This window comes from Limnohabitans sp. TEGF005 (genome assembly GCF_055394835.1).
This window is the reverse complement of record NZ_AP029226.1, coordinates 2,741,433-2,753,972: the sequence shown is the minus strand read 5'-3', so window position 1 is coordinate 2,753,972 and position 12,540 is coordinate 2,741,433. Positions and strand designations below refer to the sequence as shown.

Sequence of the window (12,540 nt, the reverse complement as noted above, 5' to 3'; positions counted from 1 at the left end):
TGGATGAACGATGGGTCAATAAAAGAGAACTTATTAGCTTAAATAAAAGACAATGTTGAATTATTTATTCAACATGGTCTGACGTGAGCCTCTACACCCAACTGCAAACCGCCAAGAGCGAAGAGGACGTCAAGGACGCTTACATCAAGGCCCTGGGCCTCAAGCAATACACCAAAGGGCTGATCGACATCCAGACCCGCGAGATCTGGTTCGAGGCCAAAGACACCGACCGCAACTCGAGTTACGCCATGTTCACCCAGCTGCTGCACTACGTGCAGGTGGCGCTGAACAAAGGCGAGCCGGTACCGCCATTCCTGGCGGTGATCGACACCGAAAAAGCCGCGATCATGAAAAGTGCGGATGTGCTGCCCTTTTTGGACAAAAAAACCATCACTTGGGGCAAGTCGGCCAGCCAGTTCACCCAAGAGGCGCTGGACGAAATCTCGGCCTACATTGGCACTTACTTTGTGTCGTTCCGCATCAAGACGCACGAAGACGAGTTCATCAGCACCGTCAAGGCGGCCATCAAGTCGGGCGACATCATCCGCACGCAAATCACGCCGGACAACCTGAAACAGGTGTTCGACAAATGGGTGGCCATGGTGGGCCGCGAGATCGTGGGGGTGAGCGAAGAAGATTACGCGCTGCTGTTTTTTGCCGACATCATGCACGACGGCACCGTGTCCACCCACGCCAATTTGCCTGCCGAGTTGATGCACAAAAACGGCGCTCCGGTGTTCTCGCTGGGCGGCAAAAACTTTGACCTGGGCAACAAAGAAGGCTACCGCCAGTTTTGGGCCATCTACCACCGCCCGCCCAAAAGCGAATACCGCGACTACCTGCTCGAGCGCCGCGACAGCCTGATCCCGTACGACGAGCGCAGCTTCAAGGGCGCGTATTACACGCCCCTGCATGTGGTCGACAAAGCCTATGACAAGCTGACCGAAACGCTCGGGGCCAACTGGCAAAAAGACTACATCGTCTGGGACATGTGCTGCGGCGTGGGCAACCTCGAAGTCAAGCACAGCAACCCGCGCAACCTCTACATGAGCACGCTGGACCAGGCCGACATTGACGTGATGAAAGCCACCAAAACCTGCGTGTCGGCCACGCGCTTTCAGTACGACTATTTGAATGACGACATCACCGAGGACGGCAAGATTGATTACAGCCTGAGCAACAAGGTGCCGCAGGGTCTGCGCGATGCGGTTGCGGCGGGGAAGAAGATTTTGGTGTTGATCAATCCGCCTTATGCGGAGGCGGCGAATCGCGGGAATACCGAGGTCAAACTTGGTACCGAAAACAAAACCGGTGTGGCCACCACAAAAGTCGGTGAAAGCATGGCCAATTATGGTTATGCGTCTCGTGAGTTGTTTGCACAATTCCTGGCAAGAATTGGCATCGAAATGCCCACAGCGACTGTGGCCATGTTCAGCACCATGAAATACATCAACGCGCCCAACTTTGAGAAGTTTCGACAAGAGTGGAATGCCGAATACCAAGGGGGTTTTGTGTTGCACAACAAAGCATTTGATGGGTTGAACGGTAAATTCCCCATCGGCTTCTTGATTTGGAAAACAAACCAACTCAGCACCATCAAAACACCCATCACTGAAATTGCTGTGGACGTCTTAGATAAAACGGCACACCCCATTGGCGAAAAAATTTATTGCAACGTTCCCAACTCGAAGTTGTTGACCAACTGGATAGGTCGGCAAAAAGCTAACGATACGGACGCATTGCCGCTAATCAATGCCATCACGCCAACTACAAAGACAACGGGCGTTCGTCGTACCAAATGGTCAGACAACGCCATTGGACACATGCTTTGCGACAGCAATGATGTTCAACATGCAGAACAAGAGACGGCGATTTTTTCCTCGGTGCACAGCATCGGCCACGCAGGTGGATTTTTCATTACGCCAGAGAATCTGCTGCACGCGGTCACCATTTTTGCGGTTCGCAAACTTGTTCGCCCAACTTGGCTCAACGACCGCGATCAATTCCTACAACCCACTGAGCCGCTCACGGACGAATTCCAATTCGATTGCTTGATTTGGAGTTTGCTCAACCGAGGCAACCTGACCGCCAGCGCCAACGACCTCGAATGGAACGGCAAGAAGTGGTCCATCGTCAACCACTTCATTCCTTTCACCGAAGCCGAAGTCAACGCCCCCGACCGCTTTGAATCGGACTTCATGGTCCAGTACCTCGCGGGCATGACCTTATCGGCCGAAGCCACGGCGGTGCTGGATGCCGGGCGACCCCTGTGGAAAGCCTACTTTGCCCACACCGACGTGCGCACCGTGCGTGACCAATACAAGCTCAACCGCGCCGATGTGGGTTGGTACCAGATCCGCAACGCCCTGGCCGAGCGCAACAAAAGTGGCGACACCGCCCCCGTCAACTTCTCACCCTTCGAGGCGGCCTACCAAGCCCTGACCGCCAAGCTGCGCCCGCAAGTGTTTAGTTTGGGGTTTTTGCGGTGAGGCGTTGATTTTTGGTAGCTACACAAATACAATGCATATCGAGTTCGACCTGCCTAAAGACGCCGCCAATCAGATCAAACATGGTCTGTCGTTGGGAATGGCCGGTGAACTCGATTGGGAATCCGCGCTGGTATGGGTTGACGATCGGTTTGAGTACAACGAGATGCGAATGATCGCGCTTGCACCAAAAACCGACATCCTGTACTTCGTGGCATTTGTTGATCGGGCACCAGCGCGAAGAGTCATCTCTCTTCGCCGAGCCAATCGACGCGAGGTAAAGCACTATGTCGAAAATTTCTAAACGCCCAAAAGTTCGCATGCCCAGCGTCCAAGAGGACCAGGCCATCACCGCAGCAGCTCGCAGTGATCCAGATGCGCAGCCGCTTACGCCTGCGCAATTGAAGGCCATGGTGCCACTCCAAAGTTTGCGTGGCCGCCCCAAGTCCGCGAACAAAAAACTCTTGGTTTCGGTGCGCTACAGCCCCGAGGTGCTGGCTTATTTCAAGTCCACGGGCGACGGCTGGCAGTCACGCATGGACAGCGTGCTGCGCCAATATGTGGCCAATTATTCGTGACCATAAGCGCAAAAAAAGCGGCGACACCGCCCCCGTCAACTTCTCACCCTTCGAGGCGCCCTATCAAGCCCTGACCGCCAAGCTGCGCCCGCAAGTGTTCAGTTTGGGGTTTTTGCGGTAAGTGCCGCGCCGTCATGCTGTGACTTCTACACAAGCCTGGCCAGCGTTGAATGCGGCTTATTGGACTGCCAGCGTATAAACCTTGTGCTCACGTTCATTTTGGCTTCATGTCTGATGCGCTCATTGCCTAATTTTGTCGTTCTCTCTGGTGCCATACACGCAGGACCGTCACCGTATCGGCTTCCTGGTCAAAGAGATAGCGCTGGTTTTGGGTGAAGTTCAGTTTATCCAGGGACTACTTCTGGTCAAGTTTGACAACACGTATTGCGACCGGGCATGCCCGCACAGCATTTGCAGCAATGAACAAAAGCCGACTCAATGTGTCTGCGCTTTGTATGGACAGCACACGTGGGCCTGGGCACCTGATCGTCGATAATCATGCCTTCAGATTTCCCACAGCCCGTACGCACTGCGGGCCTTCTTTTGCGGAGCAACACATGAGCACTTTCCAAACCACAGGCGCACGCGCCACGGGCCTGGCCACCATCGCCGCTGACGGCACCGTGCTGGACACCTGGTTTCCTGCCCCCGAACTGGCGGGCGACGTGGCCGCCAGCGGCAGCACCCACCTGACCGAAGCCGAAGCGGTGGCCGCTCTGGGCGCTGATGTGGCCCACGCAATGACCGCCTGCGCCGTGCGCGGCACTTTCGTGGTGGCTGTGCGCACCGAGATCAAAAGTCTGGCCGACGCCCCCGCTGACACGCACGACGCTTACCTGCGCCTGCACCTGCTGAGCCACCGCCTGGTCTTGCCACACGGTGCCAACGTGACCGGTATCTTTGGCTTGCTGGCCAACGTGGCCTGGACCAACTTTGGCCCTTGCGCCGTGAGCGAAGTGCCCGCCGCCCGCCTGAAGGCCCGTGCTGCTGGCCGCATGCTTGAGGTCAAAGGCGTGGACAAGTTCCCACAAATGACCGACTACGTGATCCCGTCGGGCGTGCGCATTGCCAACGCCGACCGCGTGCGCTTGGGCGCACACCTGGCCAGTGGCACCACCGTCATGCACGAGGGCTTTTGCAACTTCAACGCGGGCACGTTGGGTGCCAGCATGGTCGAAGGCCGTATCAGCGCAGGCGTGGTTGTGGACGATGCCAGCGACATTGGTGGCGGCGCGTCCATCATGGGCACGCTGTCCGGTGGCGGCAAAGAAGTCATCAAGGTCGGCAAGCGCTGCTTGCTGGGCGCGAACGCTGGCATCGGCATCTCGCTGGGCGACGACTGCGTGGTCGAAGCGGGCTGCTACATCACCGGCGGCAGCCGCGTGCAGCTGCCCGACGGCAGCCTGATGAAGGCCAAAGAGTTGTCTGGCAAAAACGGCATTTTGTTCCGCCGCGATTCACAGTCGGGCGCCTTGCACGCCATTCCGCGCAACAAGAGCTGGGGCGAGTTGAACGCTGAGCTGCACAAGAACTGATTGCGGGTTTTCTAATAGAAACGGCGTGCCTGCGTAAGCGGGCACGCCGTTTTGTTGTTCTAAGCCAGCCCAAAGGCAAAGCCCTTCAGTTCAACGACATGGGGCGACGAGCGCCGTGTTAGGCCGAAACAAGCGGAAATGCGGATGGGTTGCGAATCGATTGCACCGATATGTCGATGTCCAAACCCGGCCAATAGAGGTGGTCGGGGGTCAGCCACTGAACTTCGGAGATCTGTTCGATTGTCCCCTTCCGAAACCATGGGAATTGATCGAAGGGCACGAGCAGCTCCTCGTCGGCAAGCAGAAGCCAAAAACCATGCTTCGAAATATGGGTCACTTCAGCGGCCAAAGTGGTAGTTCCAGGCATCTTGGATCTCCTTCAAGTGGACATTCACAACTGCTTGCGCTTGTCGAAGTTGCGAAGCAGATAGACCAGTATGGTTGGCTAAATCCACCATTGGGGTAAGCCAGAACTTCGCTTCACCGTCCACATGCGACACATGCACATGAATGCGTGTCTCTTCCCGCGAAAAAAAGAAGAGACGGAATTGACCGTCGCGAACAATGGTGGGTACCGTGACTGTAACCAACTTGTCCGCCGGCAGATCACTCCGCCAGCGCCGCTTCAATGTCTTTGGCGATTTTTTCGGGCGCATCCTGCGGCGCGTAGCGCTTGATCACGCGCCCGTCTTTGCCGACCAAGAACTTGGTGAAGTTCCATTTGATGGCTTTGCTGCCCAAAATGCCGGGGGCTTCTGCCGTGAGCCATTGGTACAGCGGGTGAGCATCGGCCCCGTTGACCTTGACCTTGCGCATCATCTGAAAGCTCACGCCGTAGTTCTTTTGGCAGAAGTTGGCGATTTGGGTGTCGTCACCCGGGTCTTGGCTGGCGAACTGGTTGCACGGAAAACCGAGCACGGCCAAGCCTTTGTCGCCGTAGGTTTGGTGCAGTTTTTCAAGCCCGGTGAACTGGGGCGTGAAGCCGCAGGCGCTGGCGGTGTTGACGATCAACATCACTTGGCCCTTGAAACGCGACAGCGCCACGGTTTGCTTGTCGATGCTCCGGGCTTCAAAGTCATAAAGGCTCATGGGGTGGCTCCAGTTCAGTCGTGTTGTGCGGGGCCGACCACCGACAGCAAAGCCGCCAGCAAGATCAAGGCACCGCCGATCAGTGTGCGGCTTTCCCAGTCGGACGCACCCAGCATGACGGAGGATACGCTGGCAAACAGCACCTCGGAAAGCATGACCAAGGCCGTGGTGTGGGCCGCCAGTCGGGCTGCGCCGTATTGCAAGGCCAGGTTGCCGAGCAAGAACGACAGGCACAGCAGGCCCACATAAGGCAGCCAGCCCCAGCTGAAGGCCTGCCCGGCATGAATGACCCCGATGGCCAGACCAATCAGGGCCGCCAAGGTGGCCATGATGGCGCCACCGCCAAACATGGCCAGGGTGCGTGATGAAGCGGGCGTGTCTTTGAGTTTGAGCAGCAGGGCGTTGGTCACGGCAAAGGTGAAGCCGCTCATGAGCGCCAGCACATCGGCCAGGCTTTCGGGCACGGGCCAGGGGGTTTCAGGGGTTTTGAGCACGATGAACAAACCCGTCAGGGCCAGCAGCAAACGCAGCAGCGCCATGCGGCTGGGTTTTTCGCCCAAAAGCCACCAGGCCACCAGCACAGACCAGGCGGGCATCAGGTAAAACAGCAGCACCACGCGCACCACATCGCCTACCGTGACGGCCCAGTTGAAGCCCACATTGGTCAGGCCCGAGGCCAGCAAAAGTACCCACAAACCAGGATGCGGCCCCCAGCCGACCAGTCGGCCCGTGCGCCAGAGCCACAAGGCGATCGACACAAATACAAAGCCATAGACCAGCGCAGTGGCCCACAAGGGGTGCAGGCCTTGGGCTTCGAGTTGTTTGAAGGGCCACCAACACACGCCCCAAACCAAAGCATTGAACAGCAGCCCGGCCACGGCCAGACTTTTGGGAGAGGTTTGGCCCATGGGTGGGCGTGTCAGGACGGGTCGCTGGGCGCGTCAGTGGCTGCTGTGCTGTGGCGTTTGCGCCACCAGCGCCAGCCCAGCCAGACCACGCCCAGGCCCAGCAGAGCAAAGATGCCGTGCTGGAATTGGCGCAGCACGGCGAACATCCAGTCCCAGTTTTGGGCACCAAAGTAACCCAGGTACACCCAGATCGGCACGCTGATCAGGGCGGCAAAGCCGTCCATCAAAAACCAGGTCGGGAAAGTCACGCGGTGGCTCATGCCCGCCGAAAAGAACACGGGGGTGCGCAGACCCGGCAGAAATCGGGCCACAAACATGACCCATTTGCCGTATTTGTGAAAAGCGTCTTGTGCGCTGGCAAAGCGCTCGGGGGTCAGGATTTTGCGGAAACCGGGCAATTGGGAGATGCGTTGGCCGTACAGACGGCCCAAGGTGAACATCAGGCCGTCACCCAGCAGCACGCCCGCCATGCCCACGGCAAACATGGTGTGCACATCGGCGTGGCCCAGCCCGGCGATCACGCCGCCAGTGACCAGGGTCACGTCTTCTGGAACGGGAATGCCAAAACCGCAGATCAAAAGCATCACGAAAACGGCCAAGTAGCCGTATTCGGTGAAGATGGGCATCAAAAACTGAAAAACTTCCATGGATTACAAGGTTCAGCCAGTGCCTGAACGGTTCAGGCGGAATGCGCGGGGTTAACAGGCAGCGGGCCAGTGTAAAGCATTTGTAAGCCCCCTTTTGGGCATGGTCAGCCGGGTATTCCCGAGGAGAGAAGTCGGCTTTTTTCGGGTGCCGGAGCGGCGTGATTTGCTGTCACACTTGCTGGGTCTTATTTTGTTTGCAGGCGTTTTATGCCCCGTCCGATCCAGGCCACCATCCACACCACCGCACTGCGTCACAACCTCGCGGTTGCTCGGCAAGCCGCGCCCGATGCCCAAGCTTGGGCCGTGGTCAAGGCCAATGCCTATGGGCACGGCATTGAGCGGGTGTTTGAGGGCCTGCGCGGGGCCGATGGCTTTGCGCTGTTGGACCTGAACGAAGCCGAGCGGGTGCGTGCGCTGGGCTGGCGCGGCCCGATCTTGTTGCTCGAGGGTGCTTTTGAGGCCCGCGATCTGGAGCTGTGCTCGCGTCTGCACCTTTGGCACACGGTGCATTGCGATGAGCAGATCGACATGCTGGCGCTGCACAAGACGCACGAGCCGCACCGGGTCTTCCTCAAGATGAACTCGGGCATGAACCGGTTGGGCTTTGCGCCGCAGCGCTACCGTTCAGCTTGGACCCGGCTGAATGCTTTGCCCCAAGTGGACGAAATCTCATTGATCACCCATTTCAGCGATGCCGATGGCCCCAAGGGCATTGCCGCGCAAATGGCCTTGTTTGAAGAAGCCACCCGCGACCTGCCTGGCGAACGCAGTGTGAGCAACAGCGCCGCCACCTTGCGCCATGCGCAGGATGCGGCTGTCAAAGCCGACTGGATTCGCCCCGGCATTGCCGTCTACGGCAGCGCGCCCGATTTTCCGGAGCACAGCGCCGCGCATTGGGGCTTGCAGCCTGCCATGAGCTTGAACGCCCAAATCATCGCCGTGCAGCAGCTGCAAGCCGGCGACAGCGTGGGCTATGGCTCCCGTTTTGTGGCCGACAAGGCGATGCGCATGGGGGTGGTGGCTTGCGGCTATGCCGATGGTTATCCCCGCGTTTGCCCCACGGGCACCCCCGTGCTGGTGGACGGTGTGCGGGGCCGCACTTTGGGGCGGGTCAGCATGGACATGCTGACGGTGGACCTGACAGACTTGCCGCAAGCCGGAATGGGCAGCCAAGTCACGCTGTGGGGGCAGTCGGCCCATGGCACCGTGCTGAGCATCGACGAGGTGGCCCAAGCCGCTGACACTGTGGGTTACGAGCTGATGTGCGCGCTGGCGCAGCGCGTGCCCGTGGTGCTGCAAGACTGAAGACTTGCTGCGAGCGTGACAAGGCCGTGGGACGTGTGAGCCCACAATCAGCCCCATGCCTTCCCGCACCCCCTTGCACCGATACGACCACCGTGCCTTGCTCGTCGCTTTGGTTTTGGTGGTCATCTGGGGAGGCAACTTCACACTGCAAAAGTACCTGTTTGGCCTGATTTCGCCGGGTGGATTTTTGTGGGCCCGCTACTTGATCATGCCGGTGTGCGCCTTGTTTTTGATGCGCTGGCGTTTTGGCCGTTGCTTGCCGCCTTTGCCGCGCAAGGACTGGATGCACATGGCCTGGTTGGGGTTCATTGGCCATTCTTTGCATGTCGGGCTGGTGACCTACGGTATCCATTGGTCGACTGCGTTTTCCAGCTCGGTCATTCTGGCTTGCGGGCCGATTTTCACCCTGCTGATCTTGCGGGTGCAGGGTCTGGAGCGACTCAGTTTGCCGCAAATGGCCGGAGTGACTTTGGCTTTTGGCGGGGTCTTGGTGTTCTTGTCAGACAAATTGCTGGGCGGCCATTGGCGGGCGGGCGGGGGCGATTTGGTCTTGTTGATCGCAGCAGGGCTGTTCTCTTATTACACCGTGGCGGTCAAACCCGTGATGCAGCGCCACGGCCCGGTACTGACCATGGGTTACGCCACGTTGCTGGGGGGCTTGCCTGTGATGCTGCTGTCGGTGCCTGCGGGGCTAGAGGCCAATTGGTCCTCGCTCGACTTTTGGGCCTGGGTGGGCTTGCTCTGGTCGGTCATGGTGTCGGCCTTCATCGGCTGGTTGGCTTGGGGCTGGATCAACAATGTGCGCGGTGTGGCCCGCACCGCTCCTTTGATGTACCTGATGCCGCCCATGGCCGGTTTGTTTGCTTGGGCCTTGTCGGGCGAGCATTACACCTGGGTCAAGATCGCCGGGGCCGGGGTGACCTTGCTGGGTGTGGCGCTGGCGCAGTTCGCCGGACAAATCAAATGGCGCTTGCGTTGACGGCGTTGGCGTGCAAGCCTGCGCGAGCAGAGGCGCGCGCCCGCAACAGGTGCATCAGGCTTTGAGCCAGGTGTCGTAGGCGGTTTTGCAGATCAGGGCCAGCACCACGAAGATGAACACATGGCGCACAAAGCCTGCGCCGTGTTTCAGGGCCAGCCGCGTGCCGATCAGGCTGCCCACGATATTGGCCAGCGCCATGGGCAGCGCCAGATGCCACCAGACATGGCCCTTGAACGTGAACAGGGCCAGCGCGGCCAGGTTGGTCGCCACGTTGATCATCTTGGCCGCAGCCGATGCGTTCAAAAAGTCGTAACCCAGCACCCGCACATAGGCAAACACCAAAAAGCTGCCGGTGCCGGGGCCAAAAAATCCGTCGTAAAAACCAATCAGCAGCCCGATGCCTGCGGCGATCCAAGCCTCTTGCGCCCCGGCAAAGCGCGGCGCATGGCTGCGGCCCAGGTCTTTTTTGATCAAGGTGTAAAGCAAAAGCACCGCCAGCAGCACGGGCAGCAATTTGCGAAACAGACTGGGGTCGACCTGCGTGACGAACCAGGCACCGGCCAGCGAACCCAACAACCCGGCACCCGCTGCAGGCAACAAAGAGCGCCAGGGCATGTTCACCTTGCGGCTGTATTGCGCGGTGGCAAAAGCCGTGCCCCAGATAGAAGCGCTTTTGTTGGTGCCAAACAAGGTGGCAGGTGCTGCGCCGGGGAAGGTGGCAAACAAGGCGGGCAGCAAGATCAGGCCACCGCCGCCCACGATCGCGTCCACCAAGCCGGCCAGCAGCGAGGCCAGCGAAACAATCAGTAATTCCATGCGGGCGATTGTGGCATTGAGGCTTTTGATGCCCAGAACACAGCGGGCAAAAAAAAGCGCCGCTTGCGCGACGCTTTGGAAAGTTACACCTCGTTCGGATGTTGGTTCATATTCGAGTTCTTAGGCTTGAATGTCTCCTCGGCCCTCGGGATGCAGATACTGCTTTGCATCGAGTGGGTGAAATGTAATGGAACAAATCACCGCTTTCTCTCAGGGATTTCCCGATTCCGGGGGAAATCCCTGCCTCGAACTGAACGTGAATTGGCAATAAAGAATGATTTGGATTGCTTGCGGTCGTTCAGGCCGCCATGCGACGCGCGGCATCTTCGCCAATCCACTGCGCCGCTTTCTCGGCAATCATCAAGGTCGGGCTGTTGGTGTTGCCGCTGGTGATGGTGGGCATCACGCCCGCATCGACCACGCGCAGGCCCGCCACGCCACGCACTTGCAAGCGCGAGTTGACCACCGCCATCGGGTCGTCATCGCGGCCCATGCGGGTGGTGCCCACGGGGTGAAAGATGGTGCTGGCAATGTCGCCAGCCAACTTGGCCAGTTCTTCATCGGTTTGGTACTGCACGCCGGGCTTGAATTCTTCGGGTGCAAAGGGCTTCATCGCGTCTTGCGCCATGATGCGGCGCGTCACGCGCAGGCTGTCGGCGGCCACCTTGCGGTCTTCGTCGGTGGCCAGGTAGTTGGGCGCAATCGCGGGGGCGACTTCAAAGCTGGGGCTGGTGATGTTGACCGTGCCCCGGCTGGTCGGGTTCAGGTTGCACACGCTGGCCGTGATGGCCGGGAAGCTGTGTAGCGGCTCGCCAAATGCATCCAAGCTGAGCGGCTGTACGTGGTATTCCAGATTGGCGTGTGGCTGCGACGGATCGCTCTTGGTGAAAGCCCCCAGCTGGCTGGGTGCCATGCTCATGGGGCCGGAGCGTTTGAGCGCGTATTCGAGGCCGATTTTGGCCTTGCCCCACCAGCTGTTGGCCAAGGTGTTGAGGGTTTTGGCCCCTTTGACTTTGTAGACCGAGCGGATTTGCAAATGGTCTTGCAAGTTGGCCCCCACGCCCGGTAAGTCGTGCAGCACGTCGACGCCTTTGTCTTGCAGCAAAGCCGCTGGACCAACGCCTGAGAGCTGCAAAATTTGCGCCGAGCCAATGCTGCCAGCGCTCAAAATCACCTCGCCTATGGCTTTGACTTCAACCATCTCTTCACCCGTCCACACCTGTGCCCCGGTGCAGCGCTTTTCGCCATTGGCTTGGGTTTCAATCGTCAGCTTGGCCACTTGGGCCTTGTTCCACAACTCGAAGTTGGGGCGTGAATAGCTGGTGGGGCGCAAAAACGCCTTGGCCGTGTTCCAGCGCCAGCCGTTTTTTTGGTTCACATCGAAATAGCTCACGCCTTCGTTGTCGCCCCGGTTGAAGTCGTCGGTGGCCGGGATGCCCGCTTGCTGCGCGGCCTGCGAAAACGCGTCCAGCACGTCCCAGCGCAGGCGCTGCTTTTCGATGCGCCATTCGCCGCCGGTGTTGCGACCACGCAGGGTGTGCAAATAGCTGCCCTTGGGCAAATCGGTCGGGGCCAGCAATTCGGACTTGGCGCCTTTGGCACCATGAAATTCGTTGGCACCGTTGTAATGGTCTTCGTGCAGCTTGAAGTAGGGCAGGGCCTGGTCCCAACGCCATTCGTCGTTGCCGGTGATCTGAGCCCACTGGTCGTAGTCACGCGACTGGCCACGCATGTAAATCATGCCGTTGATGCTGGAGCACCCGCCCAGCACCTTGCCACGCGGGTAACGCAGGCTGCGGCCATTCAGGCCTGCAGCAGGTTCGGTTTGGTAAAGCCAGTCGGTGCGCGGGTTGCCGATGCAATGCAGGTAGCCGACCGGAATGTGCACCCAGTGGTAATCGTCTTTTCTGCCCGCCTCGATCAGCAGCACGCGCTTGCTCGCGTCGGCCGACAAGCGGTTGGCCAGCAAGCAGCCCGCTGTGCCGCCGCCGACGATGATGTAGTCAAAGGTGTTTTCGTTCATGTTGTGCACTGTCTCCTGAGCAGGCGATTGTGCCTGTGGATTCTTGGCGGTCAGACCTTTAGCGTCGACATGGCTGGCTTCGGCAGCGGGCCATGTTGGGGCTGAAGCCACCGATCTGCAGTTTGAACGTCTTCGAGATTGGGTCCAGCCAGCGCAGCGAGGGTGACTGGCCGG

General features: G+C 59.1%; 13 protein-coding genes. 6 read left to right on the top strand and 7 right to left on the bottom strand.

Translation table 11 applies throughout. The features are described from left to right. Nucleotides 1-83 precede the first annotated feature (83 nt). The 4 genes from ACZ5RG_RS13720 to dapD all read left to right on the top strand — a co-directional run bounded on the left by ACZ5RG_RS13720 (nucleotide 84) and on the right by dapD (nucleotide 4,599). On the top strand, nucleotides 84-2,489 hold the full coding sequence (locus ACZ5RG_RS13720; protein WP_464447339.1) for a hypothetical protein: 2,406 nt from the start codon (nucleotides 84-86) through the stop codon (nucleotides 2,487-2,489). A gap of 31 nt (nucleotides 2,490-2,520) precedes the next feature. After that, nucleotides 2,521-2,790: a BrnT family toxin gene (locus ACZ5RG_RS13715; protein WP_298600544.1), complete on the top strand. Its 270-nt coding sequence runs from the start codon at nucleotides 2,521-2,523 to the stop codon at nucleotides 2,788-2,790. A gap of 16 nt (nucleotides 2,791-2,806) precedes the next feature. Beyond that, complete coding sequence (locus tag ACZ5RG_RS13710; protein ID WP_298600541.1) at nucleotides 2,807-3,064, top strand: BrnA antitoxin family protein; 258 nt, start codon at nucleotides 2,807-2,809, stop codon at nucleotides 3,062-3,064. A gap of 557 nt (nucleotides 3,065-3,621) precedes the next feature. Then, nucleotides 3,622-4,599 (top strand): 2,3,4,5-tetrahydropyridine-2,6-dicarboxylate N-succinyltransferase, encoded by a 978-nt coding sequence (dapD, locus tag ACZ5RG_RS13705; protein WP_298600538.1) that lies wholly within the window; start codon nucleotides 3,622-3,624, stop codon nucleotides 4,597-4,599. A 118-nt stretch (nucleotides 4,600-4,717) separates the two neighbouring features. On the opposite strand, the gene ACZ5RG_RS13700 is transcribed toward dapD, so the two are convergent. The 5 genes from ACZ5RG_RS13700 to ACZ5RG_RS13680 are packed head-to-tail and all read right to left on the bottom strand — an operon-like array spanning nucleotide 4,718 to nucleotide 7,243. Further along, a complete protein-coding gene (locus ACZ5RG_RS13700; RefSeq protein ID WP_298600535.1) occupies nucleotides 4,718-4,966 on the bottom strand; it encodes a DUF2442 domain-containing protein in 249 nt (82 codons plus the stop codon). Beyond that, nucleotides 4,938-5,255, bottom strand: a complete 318-nt coding sequence (locus ACZ5RG_RS13695) for a DUF4160 domain-containing protein (protein ID WP_464447338.1) — start codon at nucleotides 5,253-5,255, stop codon at nucleotides 4,938-4,940. Before ACZ5RG_RS13695 ends, ACZ5RG_RS13700 begins: the two co-directional genes overlap by 29 nt. After that, nucleotides 5,206-5,688, bottom strand: coding sequence for a glutathione peroxidase (locus tag ACZ5RG_RS13690; RefSeq protein WP_464447337.1), 483 nt, complete (start codon nucleotides 5,686-5,688; stop codon nucleotides 5,206-5,208). The genes ACZ5RG_RS13695 and ACZ5RG_RS13690 overlap by 50 nt, the downstream gene beginning before the upstream one ends. 14 nt (nucleotides 5,689-5,702) lie before the next feature. Next, complete coding sequence (locus ACZ5RG_RS13685) at nucleotides 5,703-6,596, bottom strand: EamA family transporter (RefSeq protein WP_464447336.1); 894 nt, start codon at nucleotides 6,594-6,596, stop codon at nucleotides 5,703-5,705. Between the two features lie 11 nt (nucleotides 6,597-6,607). Next, complete coding sequence (locus ACZ5RG_RS13680; RefSeq protein ID WP_298600523.1) at nucleotides 6,608-7,243, bottom strand: DedA family protein; 636 nt, start codon at nucleotides 7,241-7,243, stop codon at nucleotides 6,608-6,610. A gap of 207 nt (nucleotides 7,244-7,450) precedes the next feature. Between ACZ5RG_RS13680 and alr the strand changes: the two genes are divergently transcribed. Together alr and ACZ5RG_RS13670 are read left to right on the top strand one after the other, a co-directional pair. Next, nucleotides 7,451-8,548: an alanine racemase gene (gene alr, locus ACZ5RG_RS13675; RefSeq protein WP_464447335.1), complete on the top strand. Its 1,098-nt coding sequence runs from the start codon at nucleotides 7,451-7,453 to the stop codon at nucleotides 8,546-8,548. A 55-nt stretch (nucleotides 8,549-8,603) separates the two neighbouring features. Continuing rightward, a complete protein-coding gene (locus tag ACZ5RG_RS13670) occupies nucleotides 8,604-9,527 on the top strand; it encodes a DMT family transporter (protein WP_298602784.1) in 924 nt (307 codons plus the stop codon). A gap of 54 nt (nucleotides 9,528-9,581) precedes the next feature. Here ACZ5RG_RS13670 and ACZ5RG_RS13665 read toward each other — a convergent pair whose 3' ends face one another. Further along, complete coding sequence (locus ACZ5RG_RS13665) at nucleotides 9,582-10,343, bottom strand: sulfite exporter TauE/SafE family protein (RefSeq protein WP_298602787.1); 762 nt, start codon at nucleotides 10,341-10,343, stop codon at nucleotides 9,582-9,584. Between the two features lie 298 nt (nucleotides 10,344-10,641). Continuing rightward, the gene (locus ACZ5RG_RS13660) at nucleotides 10,642-12,366 is read right to left on the bottom strand and encodes a GMC family oxidoreductase (RefSeq protein ID WP_312259894.1); all 1,725 of its coding nucleotides are present in this window, start codon (nucleotides 12,364-12,366) and stop codon (nucleotides 10,642-10,644) included. Nucleotides 12,367-12,540 lie beyond the last annotated feature (174 nt).